This window comes from Streptomyces sp. NPDC085524 (genome assembly GCF_044541755.1).
Lineage (GTDB): Bacteria > Actinomycetota > Actinomycetes > Streptomycetales > Streptomycetaceae > Streptomyces.
This window is the reverse complement of record NZ_JBITTH010000001.1, coordinates 277,096-298,355: the sequence shown is the minus strand read 5'-3', so window position 1 is coordinate 298,355 and position 21,260 is coordinate 277,096. Positions and strand designations below refer to the sequence as shown.

Sequence of the window (21,260 nt, the reverse complement as noted above, 5' to 3'; positions counted from 1 at the left end):
TCAGCCGGCCGGTGCCGGAGCGGGGGCGGAAGCCCGTACGGAGGCCGCTGCGGAAGCCGGTACGGGAGCCGGTACGGAACCCGCTGCGGAAGCCGGGGCCTGGGCGCCTGCCGGTGACGCCGCCGCCGTGCGGGCGAGGGAGGCGTGGGTGATCCGGCCGATGTGCGTGACGAGTTCACCGACGGACATCGCCAGGATGGCGTCCATGTCCTTCTCCGCCAGGAACCCCATCAGGTCCACATCGGCGCCGTAGCGGTGGTGCAGCAGTTCGGCGAGGGCGACGAACTCGACGCTCTCCAGGGCGAGATCCTGGTTGAAGGTCGTATCCATGGTGACCTCCTCCGCGAGCAGGTACTCGTCGCCGACGATTTCCACGAGCATGGAGGTGATCTCGGCGAGGATGTCAGGTGCCATGACGGGTCTCCGGGAGATGGAAGGGGACGGTGGACGGGGCCGCCGGGCCGGCGGTCCAGGCGACGACGTGGTCGAGCGGCGCGAGGCCGGGCAGGGTGGTGCGGACCGGATGCGGGTGTCCGCCGGGCGAGTGCACCAGCAGGGCGCCCGGGTCCGGGTTCCCGGCGTCCTCGGCCACCCGCCAGGCGCGGGGCCGGCCGCCGAGCCCGCTGCCCTCCGCCTTGGCGGCGGCCTCCTTGGCGCACCACAGGGCGGTCAGTGCGGCCGGGAGCCCGGTGCCCTCGCGGGCCGCCAGCCGCTCGGCCAGGCGGAGTTCGTCCGGGCCGAGGGCGATGCGGACCAGCGCGTCCGGGTCGGCCGTCACCGGCTCCACGTCGATGCCGGCCGCCCGGGACGGATGGGCGAGGGCGACCGCGATCCGGTCCTTGTGGGCGATCGACAGCCGGAAGCCGCCGGTCAACGGCCCCTCGGCCAGCGGGCGTCCCGCCGCGTCGTTGCCGATCGGGACCTCCGCCGGGAACACCGGCCCCGCCCCCGCGTCCCACAACAGGCCGCGCAGGGCGTCCTTGGCCGCGATCCGGCCCAGCAGCCACGGGGCCCGGGCGCGCGGCGACAGCCCTTCGTAGACCGCCCGTTCGGCGGCGCCGAGGTAGCGGCGCATCACCAGCTCCTGCGAAGCGGGGTCGGTCCAGCGCCGCCGGGCCAGGCACCAGCCCTCGGGCTGCGGCTCGCCGATGCCGCACACCTCCGGGGTGAACTTCATCGGCCAGACCCGCTCGTCGGCGCCGAACCGGCGGTACGTCCACCCCTCGATCCGCGCCCACACCGCGCCCGTGGCACGGCCGTCGCCGTCGGCCCGGCGCAGTTCGAGGTCGCCGCGCACGGTGACGTCGCGGACCTCGCGGATGCGGGCCGTCGCCGCCACGAGGTCCCGCCCGGCCGGCGGGGGCCCGTAGAAGCGGATCCGGTCCACGGTCGCCGGGAAGACGAGGCGGTCCACCGGCAGCCGCAGCTGCATCCAGTGCCCGAAGAGCTGCCCGGCCGCGTCGAGCAGCGCACCCGGATCGGGCAGGGCCCGCAGGACGCCCTGGATGCCGTCCTCGGCGACGGCCCGCACCTCGTGCACGGCGGCGAACCGGGGGCCGTGGAACATCCACCGGTCCCGGTACAGCGCCTCGGCGCTGACGGGGGCGGGCCGCGGGTCGCGCAGCGGAGCGGGGTCGGGCGCGGGCGGCTGCCCGTAGCGCGCACCGAGCAGGACGACCACGCTCGCGTACTCCCCGAGGGTGACGCGCAGCCGGCCGGGCCCGGCGTCCCGGACGGTGACCTCGACGTCCACGGCCGGCTCGACGGCGATCCAGCGCAGGGCGCGTACGTCGTCGTAGCCGACGACGGCGAGGTCGGGCGGTGCGTGGCGCCGGGCGGCGTCGGCGGCCAGCTCCAGCATGGTGGTCATGGGCACGACGGGGAACCGGTCGGAGTCCTCGGGCCAGCCGTCGGGCTGGAGGTACACGCAGTGGTCCCGTACGTAGGGCAGCGCGGCGAGGGAGAGCCGGAGGCGGGATTTCCCCGTGGCCCTTCCCGAACCGTGGTGGGGGTGCTGATCCGGCCCCGCCACGGCCGGCCGGGCGCCTGCGGCGGGCGTGACGGGGGCCCGTACGGCCGCCCAGGCCTCGGTGACGCTCCGGGCGGCGGTGCCGGTGTCGGCGAGTACGGCGTCCAGGGCGGACAGCAGCACGGGCCGCGGGCCGGCCGGCTCCGCCGGTACGCGGGGCGCGGTCGGCGACAGCAGCCCGCCCAGGGCCGCCCGGGCCTCCTCCCCGAGCCGCACCAGCGGCGACCCGAGGTCCAGAGCCACGCTGACGCCGTGGCGGGACCCGGATGGGGTTCCCGGGCCGTTGCCGTCGCCGGCACCGGGCGCACCCGGCCCCGAACCGCGGCCCGAACCCGGGCCCGAACCCGGGCCCGGACCGGCCGGCGGTTCCGCGCCGGGGGAGCCCGACGAGGCCGGGGTGGGGCTGCCCGCCGTGTGGCGGGCAGCCCCACCCACCGGGCCGGTGGCCGGGGGCCGGGACGCCGCCGCGCCACCCGCAGGGGCAGCGGCCTCGCGCTCCGGGCCGCGTGTGGCCGCGAGGGGCGTGCCGCTCGCAGCGCTGGGGACCGGGCCGGGGGAACCTGCCGGGCCGCCCGCCGGGCTGACGGCCGGGCCGCCCGCCGGGCAGTCGTCCGCCGAGCTCCCCGCAGGGGAGAGGCGGTTCCAGTGCGGGGCGTGGCCCTCGGCCCACAGTGCGGCGCACGCCCGGCGCAGGGCCGCCAGGCCGCCGAGCCGGGGGGAGGAGACGGACACCGACAGGTGGGGGCGGTCGCGCAGGGTGTCCTCGACGAAGCCCGGCAGGCTGCCGGGGCCCAGCGTGACGAAGGACCGCACGCCCTGCTCCTCGTACAGCCGCAGGGTCAGCTCACGGAACCGCACCGGCTCCAGGAGGTGGCGGACCACCAGCTCCCGTACCTCGCCGGGGTCGGCGGGGAAGGGGGCGCAGGTCGTCGCCGACCAGACGGGAAGCGCCCCGGCCGTCAGCGGCAGCCGCCCGAACGCGGCCCGGACCTGCCCCAGGTACGGCTCCCACATCGGCGTGTGGAAGCCCGAACGGAACGGCAGTTCCTGCCCGAACACCCCGTCGGCGCGCAACCGGGCCACCACGGCGGCCACTTGCTCCGGGTCACCGCACACCACCGACTGGTGCGGGCAGTTGTCGTGGCTGACCACGACCCGGTCCAGCCCGTGCAGCGCCGCCTCCGCCCGCCGCGCACCGCAGCCCAGCGCCGCGTACACGAGGTCCGGGACCAGCAGGTCCCCCGGCCGCAGCGAGCCGAGGAAGGTGTCGGCCGCCTCCTTCGGGTACATGCCGGCGGCCACCATCGCCGCCCACTCGCCCAGACTGTGCCCGGCCAGCACGTCGGCCTCGATGCCGAGCCCCGGCATGACCCCGGCGAAGAACCGCCCCGTCGCGATCGCGTCCAGGGCCCGCTCGACGAGCGAAGAGCCCCGCGTGAGCGGGGGCCGGGCGGCTCCCAGCCGGTCCGCCACGTCGTCCACGACGGGGGCGAACTCCGGCTCCAGGCCCGGGAAGAGGAAGGCCGTCCGGCCGCCCAGCGGCTCCGGCGCGAACCACACGTCCCCCCGGCCGCGCCAGGCCCGGCCGCGCGCCACCGCCTTCGCGGCCAGCGCCAGCCGCTGCGGCGTCGGCCCGACCACCGCCAGCCGGCACGCCCCGGTGCCCCCCGACACCGGGGATCCGGCGGCCAGCAGCGCCGACAGCTCAGCCGGGCCGTCGGCGGCCAGCAGGAGTACGTCCTCCCGGGCGGGGGCCGGCCCCACCGGCGCGGCCGCGGCCCCCAGCGGCAGGAACCGCCGCGCCGGCGGCGCCGGCCGGGCCGCCGCCGGAGCCTCCTCCAGCACCACGTGCGCGTTGATGCCGCCGAACCCGAACGCGTTGACCCCGGCCCGGCGCGGCGCCGGCCCGCGCTCCCACGGTTCCGCCGCCGTCACCGGCCGCATCCGGGTCCGTACGAGGTCCGCGTGCGGCTCCTCCAGGTGCAGGGTCGGCGGCAGCACCCCCTCGTGCACGGCGAGCGCGGCCTTGATCAGCCCGGCCATACCGGAGGCCTGCATGGTGTGCCCCAGCATCGACTTCACCGACCCGAAGCCGATCCCGCGCCCCGGGTCCGGCCCGGGCGGGCCGAACACCTGCGCCAGGGTGTCCAGTTCGGCCGCGTCCCCGACCGGGGTGCCCGTGCCGTGCGCCTCCAGCAGCCCCAGTGCGCCCGGCGCCCGCGGATCCAGGCCGGCCTCCCGCCAGGCCCGCTCCAGCGCCCGTACCTGACCGGCGACGAGCGGGCTCATCAGGCTCGCCGCCCGGCCGTCCCCGGCTACGCCGGTACCGCGGATCACCGCGTACACCCGGTCGCCGTCGCGCTCCGCGTCCGCCAGCCGTTTCAGCAGCACCACCCCGGTGCCCTCGGACAGCAGGGTTCCGTCGGCCCGCCGGTCGAAGGGCCGGATCCGCTCGCTCGGGCTGAGCGCCCGCAGCTGCGTGAACACGCTCCACAGCGTGGCGATGTGGCAGTGGTGGACGGCGCCCGCGACCACCGCGTCGCAGCGCCCGGCCGCCAGCAGCCCGACCGCCTGGTCCACGGCCAGCAGCGAGGAGGCGCAGGCCGCGTCCAGGGTGTAGGCGGGGCCCCGGAAGTCCAGCCGGTTCGCGGTGCGGGCGGCGGTGAAGCTGGGCACCAGCCCGATCGAGGCGTCCGGCCGCTCGGGGCCGAGGGCCTCCTGGAACGCCGACCGCACCTGCGCGATCCGCCGCTCGCCCAGCTCGGGCGCGAGTTCGCGCAGCGTCTGGGCCAACTGGTGCGCGGTGCGCACCCGTTGGTCCAGCCGGGCGGTGGCCACCCCCATGAACCCGCCGCGGCCCAGCACCACCCCGATGCGGGAGCGGTCGGCCGGCAGCCGGTCCTCGCCGCCCGCGTCCGCGATGGCCTCGGCCGTCGCGTGCAGGGCCAGCATCTGGTCCGGCTCGGCCCCCTCCACGGCGGCCGGCATGATCCCGAACCGGGTCGGGTCGAAGGCGGCGAGTCCGTCGACGAAGCCGCCGCGCCGGCAGTAGAACCGGTCGCCGGAGACGGGGCCGGTCGCCCCGGCCGGGTCGTAGTACACCTCCGGATCCCAGCGCCCCGGGGGGACTTCGCCGATGGAGTCCGTACCGGCGAGCAGGTTGCGGCGATAGGCGGCCAGGTCGCCCGCCCCCGGGAAGACGGCCCCCATCCCGACGATGGCCGCATCGGTCGGGCGCGGTCCGCGGCGCAGTGCGCGCTCACTCATCGCCGCGGCCCTCCTGCGCGGATGCCATCAGGACCACCTGTACGTCGGTTCCGTGCGCGAGCTCGGCGAGGAACGCGGCGGTGCCCGCCTCCGGCGTGATCAGCGGGATCCCGCGGCGTTCGTACGCGCGCTCCAGCTCCGGGGTGACCATCCCGCCCGCGTCGGAGGCCCAGGGGCCCCAGTCGACGGACAGGACCCGGCCGGGGAAGGACTCCGCCCAGGTGTGCGCGAGACCGTCGAGGGCGTCGTTGGCCGCCGCGTAATCGCACTGGCCGCGGTTCCCGTACACGCCGGCGACGCTGCCGAACAGGGCGAGGAAGCGGGGCGGGGGTGTCGGGCCGTGCTCGGCGGCCGCTGCGGCCAGGTTGCGGGCACCGGCCACCTTGGTGGTGAACACCTCGGCGAAGTCGGCCGGCTGCTTGTCGCGCAGCAGGGCGTCGCGCAGGATCCCGGCGCCGTGCACGATCCCGTCGAGCCGGCCGTGCCGGGCGCGGACGTCGGCCACCACGGCCCGTACGGCCGCGGCGTCGGTGACGTCCGCGCAGTGGTAGCGGACGGAGGGGGCAGCGGCGGCGAGGGCGTCCAGGGTGGCCCGTACCTCGCGCTCCGCGAGGATCCGGGAGGCGGCCGCCTCGATCTCGGCCGGCTTGCGGAGCCCGGTGGCGATCAGCGCGGCGCGGAGTGCGACCCGGTCGTGGGCCTGGCCGAACGCGTCCCCGGCGGGCGCCGGTTCGGGCGTCCGGCCGATCAGCTCGACGTGGCAGCCGGTGGTCCGGGCCAGCGCGAGGGCCGTCCGCGCGGTGATCCCGCGGGCGCCGCCGGTGAGCAGCACCACGGAGCCGGGGCCCAGCGGCGGTTGGCCGCCGCCCTCGGCGAGCCGGGCCGGAACCGGATGGCGCGCCACCCGCACGCCTTCGGCGGTGTACCCGACGGAGGCGAGCCCGTCGGCGCCGCCCTCCGAGCCCAGCTCGTCCACGAGCTGCCCGGCGATGCGCTCGGGGTCCTCCTTGGGCTGGACCTCCACCGCGCGGACCAGCGTGCCGGGGAACTCCAGCGCCGCGCTGCGGGCGAAGCCGTGCACGCCGGCGCCGGGCGTACCGGGCGCGGTCACGAGGAGCAGCCGCGGGACACCGGAGGTCAGGGCCTGCCGCAGCCCCGGGAACGCCCCGGGCAGCACGGGCTCGGCCCCGGGCCGCAGTGCGGAGAGGTCGACGATCCCGTCGAAGCCGGGCACGCCCTCGGCCTCGCCGTACCCCTCCGCCTCGGGGAGCACCGTCACCTCGGCCCCGTGCGTTCCCAGGGCGGTGCCGAGGGCGAGCGCGATGCCCTGCCCGTCCTCGACGACCCCGATCCGCAGCCCGCGCAGTGCGGCGGGCCGTCCGCCGGCCGGCTGCACGGGAACCGTGCCGACGCGGAGCCGGCTGACGGGTGCGGGTTCGGGTGCGGCGGCGGGGGGCGTGTCCGTCCGGGGCGGGGCGGACGCACCCTCCGCGGACAACCGCTCCTCCGGCCCGGAGCCCGCTGCCGCCGCGGGAGCGGCCGTGCGGGAGACGACCCAGTCCACGATCCCGCGCAGGGTTTTGATCCGGGACAGCTCCTCGACCGCGTCCTCGGTGGTTCCGCCGGGGCCCTGTGGGAGCCCGATGCGGTCGGCGAGGGCGCCGATGATCTCGACGCGCTTGATGGAGTCGATGGAGAGGTCGGCCTCCAGGTCCAGCTCGGGGTCGAGCATGTCGCGGGGGTACCCGGTCCGGGCGTGCACGATCTCCAGGACGACGTCCATGACGCCCTCGGCGGACCGGTCACCGTGGCCCGCGCCGCCGTCCACGGCGGTGCCCCGGCCCGGGTGGGGCGCCGTCCCGCCGGGCCGCTCCGGCCCTCCGGGCAAGCCGTCGGTGCCGGTGCCGGTGCCGGTGCCGGTCCCGGTCCCGGGCCACGGGCTCCCGGCCGCCGGGCCGTCCGCGGAGAGGGGCCACCCCCCGGGTCCCACCCCGGCCGTGGCCGCGCCCGGCCCGCCCCACCGGTCCTCCGGTACGGGCAGGCCGGGAGCCGTGCCTGCAGGGCCCCGGGCCGTCCCCGTGCCCGGGTGCGGCCCGGAGGCGGGTGCGGCAGGCTGCGGCAGCGCGGGCGTCGCGCCCGCCCGGGCGCCGCCCGTCACGGGCCACGCGGTGCTCCCGGGCCCGGCCGGGGACGTCTCCGCGCCCAGGTAGCCCAGCAGGACGTCCCGCTGTGCTTGCACCAGTTCGCGCGAGGCGCGCAGGTACTCCAGCACCGCCTCCTCACGCCGGTCGGCGGCCGTGCCGGAAGCCTGAACCGCGCCCGGAGCCGCACCCGGGCCGCCGCCGGGGCCGGCCCACACGCCGTGGGCCGGGGCCGCGCCGGGCTCGGCGCCGGGCACCGCCCAGGTCCCGCTGCCCGGGGCCGCACCCGGGCCGGCGGTCGCCGGGCTCTGGGCCCCTGTGGCCGGGCTCTGGGCCCCCGTGGCCGCCGGAGGCACACGGCGGGCCGGCTGGAGGCCGCCCTTGACCGGGGTGCCGTCCGACGTGCGGACCAGGTGGCCGTCCACCAGCCACCCCGGCTGGCGCGGGGCGCGGTCCGGGAGGGGGGAGGTGCGGCCGTGGAACAGGGCCGCCGGCTCCACCGGCACGCCCGCCGCCGCGAGTTCCGCCAGCGCCGTGACCAGCCGGAGCAGGCCGTGCTCGCCCGGCACGTCCAGCGGGACCACCGTGTGCGGGCGCTCGCCGAGGATGCGGGAGACCAGCGCGGACAGCACGCGGCCGGGGCCCGTCTCCACGAAGGTCCGGACGCCGGAGGCGTACATGCCCTCCACCTGCTCCACGAACCGCACCGGCAGGCGGAGTTGGCGTGCGGCAAGGCTTCGTACCTCATCGGCTGACGCCGGGTACGGCGCGGCCGTCGTGTTCGACCACACCTCGACGCCCAGCCCGGACACCGCCGTCGCCGTCAGCTCGGCCGCGAGCTCCGCGGTCGCCCCCGCCACCACCTCGCTGTGGAACGCGCAGGCCACCGGCAGGGGTTGGGCCGACACGCCCGCCTCCTGCAGCGCCGCCACGGCCGCGGCGACGTCCCGCGTCCGGCCCGAGATCACGCACTGCCGGGGCGCGTTGTGGTTCGCCACCACGCACCCGGCTCGCTCCGCGATCTCCCGTACCTCCTCCGGCGCCGCCGACACCGCGGCCATCGACCCCGGGTCCGCCCCGGCCGCCGCCAGGATCGCCTCCGCCCGGCGCGTGCTGAGCCGCAGCAGGCTCTCCGTGTCGTACGCCCCGGCCGCCCACAGCGCGGCGAGCTCCCCGTACGAGTGCCCCGCCACGCAGTCCGGGCGGACGCCGAGCTCGCCGAGCAGCAGGTGCGCGGCCGCCCCCGCCAGCCCGAGGGCCGGCTGGGCCACCCGGGTGTCCGTGACCGCGGCCCGCTGCGCCGCCCGCTCCTCGGCGGTGAAAGCCGCCGGCGGGAACATCGCCGGGACCACCGGCTGCGGTGCCCCGTCCAGCAGACCGCGCAGCGCCGGGAACGCCATGAACAGCTCGCCCAGCATCCCGGGCCGCTGGCTGCCCTGCCCCGGGAACAGGAACGCCACCCGCCCCGGTTGCGCGGACTCCTCCCGTACGTGGACCCCAGCGCCCGGGGCGAAGGCGCGGGCCTGCTCCAGCCGGGCCGCCAGCTCGTCCGGATCCGCGGCGACGACCGCCACGTGGACCGGCCCGGAGCCGGCCGCGGCCTCCGCCGCGAGGTCCCGCAGCGCCCACGGCCGCCCCGCCGCGTCGTTCTCCTCCAGCCGGGCCGCGAGCCGCGCCATGGCCCGGCCCGCCGCGCGCCGGTCCTCGCCGCGGAAGAAGAACACCTCGGCGGGCCACTCCTCCAGCCCGTGCCGGGGCTCCTCGGTGCCCGCGTAACCGGCGAGCACCGCGTGGTAGTTGGTACCGCCGAAGCCGAACGCGCTGACCCCGGCCACGCGCCGCTCCGGGGGCTCCGCCCAAGGCCGGGCCTCGTCGTCGAAGAAGAACGGGCTGCTCCCGGCCTGCCAGGCCGGGTTCGGGGCGGCGATGTGCAGGGTCGGCGGCCGCACGCCCGCGTGGACCGCCCGGGCCGCCTTGATCAGCCCGGCCAGGCCCGCCGCGCACTTCGTGTGCCCGAGCTGCGACTTCACCGAGCCCAGCGAGCAGGAACCCGCCCCGGCCCCGGCGGCGGTGAACACCTCGCTCAGGACGGCCAGTTCCGTGCTGTCGCCGACCACGGTGCCGGTGCCGTGCGCCTCGACCAGGCCCACCTGCCCCGGGGTGACCCCGGCGCGTGCGTAGGCCCGCTCCAGTGCCCGCCGCTGCCCCTCGGGGCGGGGCGCGGTCAGGCCGAGCGACCGGCCGTCGCTGGAGGCGCCGACCGCCTTGATCACGGCGTACACCCGGTCGCCGTCCCGCTCCGCGTCCGCGAGCCGCTTCAGGACGAGCGCGCCGACGCCCTCGCCGAGGGCGATCCCGTCGGCGGCCGCGTCGAAGGGGCGGCAGCGGCCGCCGGGGGACAGGGCGCGGACGGACGCGAACATCAGGTAGTCGTTGATGCCGTTGTGCACGTCGGCGCCGCCGCACAGCACCATGTCGGAGTCCCCGTCCCGCAGTTGGCGGCAGGCCAGGTCCAGCGCGGCCAGCGAGGACGCGCAGGCGGCGTCCACCGTGCAGTTCGCGCCGCCGAGGTCGAGGCGGTTGGCGACCCGGCCCGCGATCACGTTGGCGAGGATCCCGGGGAAGGAGTCCTCGGTGAGCCGCGGCAGCTGCTCGTCCAGCGCGGGCGGCAGCTCGCCCAGGTAGGCGGGGTGCAGGGCGCGCAGCCCGTACGCGCCGGCCAGCTCGGTGCCGGCCTCCGCCCCGAACACCACCGAGGTCCGGGAGCGGTCGAACTCGCGGCCCTTGCCGTACCCGGCGTCCGCGAGGGCCCGCGCGGAGATCTCCAGGGCCAGCAGCTGTACGGGCTCGATCCCGGTGAGGGAGGCGGGCGGTATGCCGTGCGCGAGGGCGTCGAAGGGCACCTGGCCGAGGAACCCGCCCCAGCGGGACGGGGTGCGTTCGCCGGCGAGGGCCGGATCGGCGTCGTAGTACAGCTCCGGGTCCCAGCGCTCGGCCGGCACCTCGGTCACGGCGTCCGTCCCGGCGAGCACCATGGCCCAGTAGGCGGCGAGATCGGGGGCGCCGGGGTAGGCGCAGGCCATCCCGACGATGGCGACGTCGAGCGGGTCGCCCGCCGGCGGCTCGGCGGGGGCTGCGAAGTCCCGGGCGCGCCGGGCCAGCAGCTCCGTGGCTCCCTCCGTGACCTGCGCGTGCAGCGCGGCCACGGTGGTGGTCCCGGCGCGCAGGGTGGCGGCCTGCCCGAGCATGAACAGCCCCTCGGCGTACTGCTCCTCCGCGGACACGGCCTCCAGCCGGCCCCCGCCGGACGGGACTTCCCCGGCCTCGGCCCCGGCCCCGGCCCCGGCCCCGGCGCCGGGGGCGCTCGGCCCGATGCCGCCCCCCTGACCCGGCCGGCCGGCCCCGGCCGCCTGTTCGGGGAGCGTGGGCCCGGCGAGGCCGTCGGGCGCGGCTCCGCCGCCGGGGCTCCGCCCCGGACCCCGCTCCTCAAACGCCGGAGGGGCTGAATCGCCGCCCGCCCGGGCCCCGCCCGTTCCCGCCGAGCCCGCGGCAGGGGATCCCGCCGAGCCCCCCGCGGGGGAAGCGGCCGAGCCCCCCGCACGGGGACGGCGCAGGCCCTTGCTGGCCAGGCGGAGGCGGCCCAGGTTGAGGGACTCCAGCTCCTCCCACATGCGGCGCGGTTCGGTGCCGTCCTCCGCGAGCCGGCGCCGGGCCGCCTCGAAGGAGTCGGCGTACGGGGTGGCCGCGCAGCGCGTGGCGTGGCCGGGGGCGGTGTGCAGCAGCACGGTCCGCTCGCAGTCCAGCGCCGCCTGCTGGAAGCCCCGTACCACCGCGCCCGCCGCCACCGCCTCCTCCGTGAACAGGTACGCGGTGCCCATCAGCACGCCCACGCGGGCGCCCCGCTCCGCCAGCGGTGCCGCGGCCGCCGCCGCCATCGCCGCGGACCGCTCGTCGTGGATGCCGCCCGCGAACAGCACGTCCAGGGACTCCGGTTCGGGGCAGGACAGCAGCCGGTCGATCTGCTCCTCCCACAGCGGGAACGACGCCCGCGGCCCGACGTGCCCCCCGCACTCCAACCCCTCGAATACGAACCGCCGTGCGCCTTCGGCGAGGTACCGCTCGAGCAGTCCCGGCGAGGGCACGTGCAGGTGCGTCCGGACGCCCGCCGCCTCCAGCGGGGCCGCCTGGGCCGGAGTGCCCCCGGCGATGATCGCGTACGGCGGGCGGGCCTCGGCCACGGCTGCCAGCTGCTCGCGCCGCAGTTCCGGCGGGGCGAAGCCGAGCAGGCCGACGCCCCAGGGGAGTTCCCCGAGCCGTTCGGCGCTCTCGCTCAGCAGCTTGCGTACGTCCGGGCCCTCCATCACCGCGAGTGCCAGGTACGGGACTCCGCCCGCCTCGGCCACCGCCCCGGCGAAGGCCGCCCGGTCGCTGACCCGGGTCATCGGGCCCTGAGCGACGGACAGCGGCCGGGCGAGCGGGCGTGCCCGCGCGGCCCCCGCCAGGTGCTCGGCGATCGCGGACCGTACGGCCCGGAGCACGCCCCCCGTGGTCCGGTACCGCACGGCCAGCCGGGCGGCCGAGGCCCCGTCCTGCCCCACGGGCAGCAGCTGCCCGCGCAGGTCCCGGGCGCCGAGGAGCGCGGCCACGGGCCCCTCGGGCCGGGGCAGGTCGGGCCGTGCGAACACCCGGTGGCCGCGCTCCAGCCGGGTCTCGGAGCCGTCCATCGCGCGCAGCGCCGAGCAGACCTCCCCCGGCAGCCCGGCCTCCCCCTCGGCGGTCAGGGCCAGTTGTACGTCGAGCAGCACCCCGGCGGCTCCGCCCGCGACGGCCGCGGCCGCCGTGTGCGGGCCGATGCCGCCGAGGGCCCGTACGGGCACGGTGGTGCCCGGGTCCCCGAGCAGCTGCTGGAGCAGCACGAACGTGGTGGTCCCGCCCACCCGGCCCCCCGCCTCGTGCCCCTTGGCGACGAGCCCGCCGACCCCCGCGGCCACGGCCTGCGCGGCCTCTTCCGTACCGGTCACCTCGGCCCAGACGCGCGGCCGCCCCGCCCCCGCGGCCCACGCGGACACCTCCGCGGGGGTGTAGTACGCCGGGTCGGCGAGCAGCACGGTGTCCACCTCGGCGGGCAGTTCCCCGGGCTGGACGCGGCAGCCGACGGGCACCCGCACGCCGTACCGCCGGTCGGCACCGCCGCCGAGCCGGCGGGTCAGCTCCGCGAACGCGCGCCGCGCGGCGTCCGGATCCCGGCCGAGGTCGAGCAGCCCGAGGGCCCCGGCGCGTGCGGCGGCGGCCACGATCCGCGGGTGCGGCTCCTCGAAGGGGCTGACCGCGACGACGAGGTCACGGGCGGCGGCTGACTGCGGTGGCTGGGGGATCACGGGCGCTCCTCTTTGAGTGCTGTGTGACATGGCGCAGTACAGGGCGGACGAACGGGGAAGGTGCGGGGGCACGGGCGTTCGGAGGCACGGGGGTGCAGGGCTGCGGCGTCTCGCGCACATCGGCCGGGCGGCCCGCCACCCACAAGGCGGGCTTGAACAGTGGTCAAACACCCTCACGCCGCGATGCATCGTGCGGTGGCCTCCCCGCACTGTCAACAAGCATGCGGAATACGGTGCTTCGCCCCGGCGGCCCGAGCCCGGGATCCGGCGCCCATCACGCGCGGAGGCCCGCCGAGGCCGAGCCGAGCGCGTGACCTGCGGCGATGTCCACCGAGATCGGTCCGGCCCTCCGCGCGTGCCCTCGTACCGCAGTGTCATCGGCGTTGCGCCGGCATGCCGGACCGGTATGGCGATCCGCGGATTCCGGTATGAACGACGCGCCGCAGTAAGGGAGTTGTTCACCCGACGAGCCCTTACAGGTACAGCCCCACGCGGTTACCGTCCGTCCATGACCCCCACGCTCGCGCAGCTCCGCTACCTCGTCGCCGTCGCCGACTGCCGGTCCATCACCGGCGCCGCCGCCTCGGTCTTCGTCGCCCAGTCCGCCCTGTCCCGGGCCGTCCAGGCCATGGAACGCGACCTGGGCGTCGAACTCCTCGCCCGCCGGGGCAGGGGGGTGGACCTCACGCCGGAAGGGGCCCGGGTGGTCCGGCTGGCCCGCACCGTGCTGAACGCGGTGGAGGCCATCGACGACATAGGGACCCCGCACGGCAAGGACGCCCGGGCCGCCCTGACCGTCGTCACCACCCCCACCCTGGCCCTGGACCTGGCCACCGGCCTGGTCGCGGCCTTCACCGAGCGACATCCGACCGTCGACGTCCGGCTCCAGCAGCACGACAGTCGGGAGGCCCTGGTCGAGGAGTTGAACCAGGGCCGCTCGGAGCTGGCGCTCGTCGACCTGCCCGTCGACAAGGAGCTCTCCACCCACTTCATCCAGGAGCGCGAGGTGGTGCTGATCTCGCCGATGGGCTCCCGGCTGCCGGATCCGATCCCGCTGCGGATGCTCGACGGGCTGCCGATGGTGCTGCCCACCCCGGGAACCGGCCGGCGCACCGAGATGGAGGCGATGTTCAGCTGCCTCGGAGTGCGCCCCGTGCCCAGTCTGGAAGTCGACGAGCGCCTCGGCTGGGTGACAGGCGTGACCGACGGTCGGGGCTCCCTGATCTGGTACCGGGACGTGGTGTCGAGAGCGTTCGGCGACCGGGCCGAGATCCGCTCCTTCACCCCGCCCCTGCTGCGCCCGGTGGGCATCGCCCACGCCCGGCGGCCGCTGAGCCGCGCGGCCCGCGCCTTCATCGCGCACGCGGGGCGGAAGGCGCCCGTGCGGGAGCCGGTGCGCTGAGAAGGCATGCCGCGACGGCATTGAACGATGCTCGAACGGGAGGCGTTCAGGTCTGTACCACCAACTGATGTCCCGTCACATTGTGGGCATGTCCCCACTCCTCACACCCCACCGGGCCGCCGCCCTCGCGACCGCGGCCCTCGCCACGATCCTGCCCGCCGTCGCGTGGATGAGCGGCGCCACCGCGTCCGCGTCGGCCGCGCCCGCGACGACGGCCACCGCCGGCGCCCCGGCGCCGGAGAAGAAGTGCACCCTGCCCGGCGGCCTGGTCGAACAGAGCGGGCTCGCCGTGAGCCGCAAGCACCCCGGCATCCTCTACATCGTCAACGACAGCGGCAACACCAACCAGGTCTTCGCCGTCGACTGCACCACCGCCACCGGCCGGCTCGCGGCCACCTTCACCGTCTCCGGCGTCGGCAACACCGACTGGGAGGGGCTGGCGATGGGCAAGGACGCCACGGGCGGCCCCGCCATCCTGGTGGGCGACATCGGGGACAACTTCGCCGGCCGCGCCGAGATCGTCGTGCACTCCTTCCCCGAGCCCGACCGGCTCGCCGACGCCACGGTGACGCCCGTGACGTACCGCTTCGCCTACCCCGACGGGCGGCACGACGCCGAATCCCTCCTCGTCGACCCCCTCACCGGCCGGATCCACATCGCGAGCAAGGCCGTGGGGGCCGCGGGCCGGCTCTACCAGGCCCCCCTGCCGCCGGTGACCGGGCAGGTCAACACCCTGACGGCGGTCCGGCCCGGCCCGGTCTTCGCCACCGACGGCGCGTTCTCGCCGACGGGCGCCTCGTACACCCTGCGCAGCGGAGGCCCGATCGGAGCCAACGTCGCCACCGTGTACGACACCGCGGGGGCCAAGCTCGCGGACGTCGCCCTGCCGGCCCAGTCGCAGGGAGAGACGGTGACGTACGCCGACTGCGCCGACCTGCTCGTCGGTTCGGAGAACGACACCCAGATCTGGCGGGTCCCGCTCCCGCCGGAGGCCGCCCCGGGCTGCAGCACGACCCCGACGCCCACACCCACCCCGACTCCCACACCCACCCCGACCCCGACGCCCACGCCGACCCCCACCCCGGGTGACCTGCGGTTCACCAACCCCGGGCCGCAGACGTGCAGGTTCAACCAGGCCTGCACCATTCAGCTCGCCACCACCGGCGGCAGGGCCCCCGTCAAGTACGCGGTCGACGGCCTGCCCTGGGGGCTGACCCTCGACACCGGTTCCGGCCGCGTCACCGGCAAGCCCTGGGCGATCGGCACCGTCACCGTCACCGCCACCGCGACCGACTCCACCGGAGCCACCGCGGGCACGTCCTTCGCGCTGACCGTCAACTGGTTCTGAATCGCCTCCGGGACGGACTTGTACAACATGCCGAAGACCCCGCACTGTTGACCGAGTTTCGTTCATCAGGTCAGGAGAGTCGGCTTGTCCTCCCACATTTCACCGGTCCCGCACGTCATCGACCCCACCGGCGGCTGCCCGCACGCGCTCAACGCCCGGCTGCGCGCCGAGCAGGGCGCAGTGGCGGAGGTCGTTCTCCCCGGTGGGGTGCCCGGGGCCGTCGTCCTGGGGCACGAGGCGCTGAAGGAGTTCCTGGCCCACCCCGACGTGGCCAAGGACGCCCGGCACTTCCCCGCCCTGCACGACGGCACCATCCCCGCGGACTGGCCGCTGCGCGTCTTCGCCAACGCCCAGGGCATGCACACGGCCGACGACGCCGACCACCGCCGGCTCCGCTCCCTGGTCGGCAAGGCCTTCACCGCACGCCAGGTCGAGCAACTGCGACCGCGCGTCGAGGAGCTGACCGCCGAGCTCCTCGACGACCTCGGCCGGGCCGCGGCCGAGGCCCCCGACGGGGTCGCCGACCTGTACGCGCACTTCGCGCTGCCGCTCCCCATGAACGTCATCTGCGAGCTGCTCGGCGTGGACCCCGAGCACCGGGGCCGCCTGCACCACCTCACCAACACGGTGATCATCGCGACCGACATCACCCCGGCGGAGAAGATGGCCGCCCTCCAGGAACTCGTCGCACTCATCGGAACGATCGCCGCGGCCCGGCGGGAGAACCCCGGTGACGACCTCACCAGCGCCCTGATCGCCGTCCGCGAGAGCGACGGCGACCGGCTCAGCGAAGTCGAACTCATCGGCACGATGCGGCTGATGCTGGTCGCCGGCCACGAGACCACCCTGAACCTCGTCACCAACGCCGTCCGCGCCCTCTGCGCCCACCGCGATCAGCTCGCCCTCGTCCTGGACGGCAAGGCGACCTGGTCGGACGTGGTGGACGAGACCCTGCGCTGGGACGGGCCGGTCAGCTGGTTCCCGTTCCGCTACCCCACGCGGGACCTGACCGTCGACGGCACGGTGATCCCGCAGGGCACCCCGGTGCTCGCCGGATACACCGCGGCCGGCCGCGACGAGGCCTTCCACGGCCAGGACGCCGACCGGTTCGACATCACCCGCCCCACGGCGGCCCGCCACCTCTCCTTCGGCCACGGAGCCCACTACTGCATGGGTGCCCCGCTCGCCCGCCTCGAGGCCACGATCGCGCTGGAGCGGCTCTTCACCCGCTTCCCCGACCTCGACCTCGCGGTCGCCGAGGCCGAACTCCCGCACCAGCGCAGCTTCATCAGCAACAACGTCCAGTCCCTCCCGGTCCGCCTCACCCGGGGCTAGGGACCGGTACGGCGACCGGGGCCGCCCCGCGGGCGGCCCCGGCGTCCCGGTGCGGCTACGGCCGGGCCACGACGTCGGCCACCCGGTGGGCGTAGATCACCCGGCCGCACGGGGAACCGGTGTCCGTGCAGGCCGGGTCCGCGGTGTCCATGCGGTGCTCGGTCAGCGACCACAGGTACTGCGTGCCGCCGCCCGGCGCGCCCTGCCCGTGCTCGAAGGACAGGTCCTCGGGGCCGACGGCGTTGGTGATGTTGCCGCCGTAGTCGACGAGACGGCCGCCGGAGACGGTGGCCCGGCGCAGGCTGCCGCTGTTGGCGAGGTAACTGCGGTTGAAGTAGTACATGCCGTCGTAGCGCGCCGCGCCCTGGGTGAGGTCGCGCGGCAGGTGGTAGGCCTCCGTCGCGGCGACCACACCGCCCGCCGCCTTGAGCAGCCCCGTGGCGTCGTCGACGGGCAGCGCGCCGACCCGCCCCTTCTCGACGTGCGTGGCGTCGGAGTTGCAGTACTCGCCCATGATCAGGGAGGGGGCGGCGGTGTTGCTGCGGTCGATCGAGATGTAGGACGCCTTCGGGGCGCCGGTCGCCACACAGGTCGCCTCGGACGGGGAGTTGCCCTGGGCGCTGACGAACTTGTACGAGGCCACCTGGGGCATCACGTACCGGTAGGTGTGGCTGTAGTAGACGCCGCTCTGCCGGCCGATCTTCGTCTCGTCCCGGACGTTGCTCTTCAGGCCGTCGAGCGTGGTGTCGTCCACCGACGCGTCCTGGTCGTGGTTGAGGTCCAGGATCGAACGCATGTCGAAGACGCGCAGGCCGTTCATCGTGTCGGCGACGTAGAGGTAGTACTTGTACCAGGCGATGCCCCCGGCGTGGATGTCGACCGCCTTGTAGGAGGCGTTGCCGTACGAGTTGTAGTACGGCTCCACCAGCAGGACGTGGCGGTACCGGCGCCCCTCCGGGTTGCCGGGCACCGCGGTCTCCGGGTCGAGGAACGACAGGCGCACGCCCTTGTCGTAGCAGGTGCCGGGGTCCGAGGAGCACAGGGCGCTGCCCGCCTTGTCGTACCAGGCGGTGACCAGGGGCTTGCGGGAGCCCCACAGCTCGTCGGCCTGGGCGTCCGAGACACCGGTGATGCCCTGGGGTATCCACTCCTCCGTGACGGAGTCGCCGGTGTCCCAGCACAGCTTCCGCGCCGGGGCGAGCGCCTTTCCGTCGTCGCCCGTGCCGAACGGGTCCGTGGTGCAGGACGCGCCCGTCTTCGCGACCCGGTTGCCCTGGTCGAGCAGGTCCTGGACGCCCTGTGTGGGGAGGGCCGCCTTGAGGTCGGCGACCTGGGCGCTCAGGTCGGGGCCGGACGTGAGGTCGAAGGAGGACGCGGTCGCCGGATCGCCGGGCGCCGCCTGGGCGGGGGAGCCGAGCACGGGCACCACGAGGGCCGCCGCGGCCAGCGCGGATATCCAACCGGCGTGCCGACGGCGGGTGTTATGGGGGGACATGTCTTTTCTTCTGCCTTCTCTGCGGGGAGAAAGCGAAGAGCATACGTCGGGCGGGTCAGCAGGGTGCCGAAGGGCCGCTCTGCCGGGTCAGGTTGTCGTTGGACATCCAGCCCTCGACCTTAGAGCCGGGCACGCGGACGTAAGTCCACTTGTTGCCGTGCGCGTTGACGACGAAACACTGGTACACGAGCTTCGTGCCCTTCTTGGCGAGCGACACGGCGGGGCAGTTCTGGTAAGGCCCGGTCACGATGTGGAAGTCGCCGCTCATGTAGCCGAAGCTGCCGGGGGCCGGATCGCGGTGGCTCCATCCCGTACAACTCGTCGACACGGTGGTCGGTTTGGCCGCCGGGCTCACCGAAGCCTTCGGAGGCGTACCCGTCTTCGCCGTCGCGCCGGGCTTCGCGGTGGGGCCGCCGGCCGGCTTGCCGGGGGTGGCGGGAGCCGGGGAGGCGCCCGGCGCGCCCGCGCCGGAGGCGGCCGTGCCGGAGTGGGCGGCACGCGGTCCGGGCCCGCCGCCCTTCCCGTGCGTCACGGCGTACGCGATGCCGCCCCCGGCGAGTACGACGGCGGAGGCCACCGCCACGACGGCGGTACGGCCGCGGCGCCGAGGCCGTACCGCATCCGGACCGCCGCCGTGCTGCGGCGCGACCGTGGGCCGGGTGCCGGCGGGAGGCCCGAAGGACCCCGGCGGCGGCACGGGAGACGGAAGAACCGGAGCCGGGGGAACGGGAGCCGTCGGCACGGGAGTCGGGGGCATGGGAGCCGCGAAAACCGGGGCCTCAAGCGCAGCGGTGTGCGCGCCGGCCGGGATGCCCGCCGCCACCCGTTCCAGCATCGCGCGCGCCTGCTCGGCGGTGGGCCGGTCCTCCGGCCGCTTCGCCATCAGGGCCTGCAGGACCGGGGTGAGCGGCCCGGCCCGGTGCGGCGGGGGCAGCGGGTCGGAGACGATCGCGGACAGGGTGGACCAGACCGAGGTGCGCCGGAAGGGCGAGGTTCCCTCGACGGCCGCGTACAGGGTCATGCCGAGCGCCCAGATGTCGGAGGCCGGTCCGGGTTCGCGGCCCTGGGCGCGCTCCGGCGGCAGGTAGTCCAGGGAGCCGACGATCTCGCCCGCGCGGGTCAGCTTGGTCTGGGCCTCCTCTTCGGCGGTTTCCACCGAGGCTATGCCGAAGTCGGTGAGGACCACCCGGCCCCCGTCCTGCTCCAGGAGCACGTTCCCCGGTTTGACGTCCCGGTGCAGCACGCCCACCCGGTGGGCCGCGTCCAGGGCGTCCATCAGCTTCGCGCCGATCGCCGCCGCCTCCCGCGGATCCAGCGGCCCGCGCCGGGCGAGCAGGTCGTCGAGGGAGGGCCCCTCGACGAGCTCCATGACGATGACGGGCCGGCCCTGTTCCTCGGTCACGTCGTGCACCGTGACCACTCCGGCGTGCCGGATGCGCGCCGCAGCCTGTGCCTCGCGCTGCATCCGGGCGCGCAGGTCGGCGAGTTCGGGCGCGGACGCGTCCGTGTAGGAGCGCAGGAGTTTGACGGCGACCTCGCGGCCCAGCAGCTCGTCCACGGCCCGGCCGACGACACCCATGCCGCCCCGGCCGAGCACCGCGGTCACCCGGTAGCGCCCCCCGAGCACCCTGCCGACCAGTTCCCCGTCATGCTCTCCCTCCGGCACCGCACGCCCCGTTCCCTCGTCCGACAGCACTTGATCATTCGGCGGCCACCAGGGTAGAGGGCCGTGTCCGGATGTGACAGAACACCGTCATTGCAGCCAGGGGGGACGGCTGTGACGATGGGTGCATGTCCACGATCCGCCGCGTCGTCATCGCGGTCTTCCCCGATGTCGACCTCCTCGATGTCACCGGCCCGGCCGAGGTGTTCGCGCTGGCCAACCGGGAGACCGGCGGCCGGGCGGGCTACCGGGTGCAGCTCGCGGCCCCGGCGCCCGGGGTGGTGGCCACCTCGGCGGGGGTGCGGCTGGTCGCCGACCTGTCGTTCGCCGAGGTGGACGGCGTACTGGACACGCTCCTCGTGCCCGGTGCGGTGGACCTGCGCCCCGGCGGCCCGGTCGCCCGGATCGACGCCGAGGTGGTGGCGTGGCTGAAGACGGCCGCGCCACTGGCCCGCCGGGTGGCGTCGGTGTGCGTGGGCGCCCACCTGCTGGCCGCGGCCGGTCTGCTGGACGGCAGGACGGCCACCACCCACTGGTCGACTGCCGCCCAGTTGGCGGCCGACCACCCGGCGGTGACGGTGGATCCCGATCCGATCTTCGTCCGCTCCGGGAACATCTGGACCGGGGCGGGGATCAGCGCGTGCATGGACCTCGCGCTGGCGCTGGTCGCCGAAGACCTGGGGGAGGAGGTGGCCCTGGCGGTGGCCCGGCAGCTGGTGATGTACCTCAAGCGGCAGGGCGGCCAGAGCCAGTTCTCGGTGCCGCTCAGCCAACCCGCCGCCTCCCGCCGGGACATAGACGAGCTGCGGATGTTCATCGCCGACCACCTGGACGACGACCTGTCCGCGGCGGCCCTCGCGGCGCGGATGTGCCTGAGCGAACGGCACTTCGCCCGGGTGTTCCGCCAGGAGACCGGCACCACCCCCGCCGCCTACGTCGAGGCCGCCCGGGTGGAGGCGGCCCGCCGTCTGCTCGAACACACCGACCAGCCGCTGGACGAGGTCGCCGCGGCGTGCGGACTCGGCTCGGTGGAAACCCTCCACCGGGCGCTGCGCAAACAGATCGGCATCACCCCGGCGGCCTACCGCCGCCGCTTCCGCACCGCCGGCTGAGCCCTTCCGCCGTCCGTCCTCCCGTTTTCCCCCACCTTCCCGGTTCCCTCACCTCTCTCACCTCCCTCACTTCCCTCAGCAAGGAGTGCT

The 21,260-nt window shown here is 76.1% G+C and carries 9 protein-coding genes; 4 read left to right on the top strand and 5 right to left on the bottom strand.

All coding sequences use genetic code 11. The features are described 5' to 3' along the window. The 3 genes from ACIGFK_RS01280 to ACIGFK_RS01270 are packed head-to-tail and all read right to left on the bottom strand — an operon-like array spanning position 1 to position 12,815. A complete protein-coding gene (locus ACIGFK_RS01280) occupies positions 1 to 414 on the bottom strand; it encodes an acyl carrier protein (protein WP_376656094.1) in 414 nt (137 codons plus the stop codon). Beyond that, complete coding sequence (locus ACIGFK_RS01275; protein ID WP_400050103.1) at positions 404 to 5,296, bottom strand: beta-ketoacyl synthase N-terminal-like domain-containing protein; 4,893 nt, start codon at positions 5,294 to 5,296, stop codon at positions 404 to 406. Before ACIGFK_RS01275 ends, ACIGFK_RS01280 begins: the two co-directional genes overlap by 11 nt. Continuing rightward, entirely contained in the window at positions 5,289 to 12,815 is a 7,527-nt protein-coding gene (locus tag ACIGFK_RS01270; RefSeq protein WP_400050102.1) for an SDR family NAD(P)-dependent oxidoreductase, read from the bottom strand. The genes ACIGFK_RS01275 and ACIGFK_RS01270 overlap by 8 nt, the downstream gene beginning before the upstream one ends. 508 nt (positions 12,816 to 13,323) lie before the next feature. Here ACIGFK_RS01270 and ACIGFK_RS01265 point away from each other — a divergent pair. From ACIGFK_RS01265 to ACIGFK_RS01255, 3 genes are all read left to right on the top strand, one after another. After that, on the top strand, positions 13,324 to 14,217 hold the full coding sequence (locus ACIGFK_RS01265; protein WP_376657642.1) for a LysR family transcriptional regulator: 894 nt from the start codon (positions 13,324 to 13,326) through the stop codon (positions 14,215 to 14,217). A gap of 88 nt (positions 14,218 to 14,305) precedes the next feature. Further along, positions 14,306 to 15,565, top strand: a complete 1,260-nt coding sequence (locus ACIGFK_RS01260; protein ID WP_400050101.1) for a putative Ig domain-containing protein — start codon at positions 14,306 to 14,308, stop codon at positions 15,563 to 15,565. An 84-nt stretch (positions 15,566 to 15,649) separates the two neighbouring features. Then, entirely contained in the window at positions 15,650 to 16,900 is a 1,251-nt protein-coding gene (locus ACIGFK_RS01255) for a cytochrome P450 (RefSeq protein WP_386463448.1), read from the top strand. A gap of 55 nt (positions 16,901 to 16,955) precedes the next feature. Here ACIGFK_RS01255 and ACIGFK_RS01250 read toward each other — a convergent pair whose 3' ends face one another. Continuing rightward, positions 16,956 to 18,395, bottom strand: coding sequence for a hypothetical protein (locus tag ACIGFK_RS01250; protein ID WP_400050100.1), 1,440 nt, complete (start codon positions 18,393 to 18,395; stop codon positions 16,956 to 16,958). 55 nt (positions 18,396 to 18,450) lie between these two features. Next, a complete protein-coding gene (locus ACIGFK_RS01245) occupies positions 18,451 to 20,061 on the bottom strand; it encodes a serine/threonine-protein kinase (RefSeq protein ID WP_386463454.1) in 1,611 nt (536 codons plus the stop codon). 125 nt (positions 20,062 to 20,186) lie between these two features. On the opposite strand from ACIGFK_RS01245, the gene ACIGFK_RS01240 reads away from it, so the two are divergent. After that, positions 20,187 to 21,170: a GlxA family transcriptional regulator gene (locus ACIGFK_RS01240; protein WP_386463457.1), complete on the top strand. Its 984-nt coding sequence runs from the start codon at positions 20,187 to 20,189 to the stop codon at positions 21,168 to 21,170. The last annotated feature ends 90 nt before the right edge of the window (positions 21,171 to 21,260 follow it).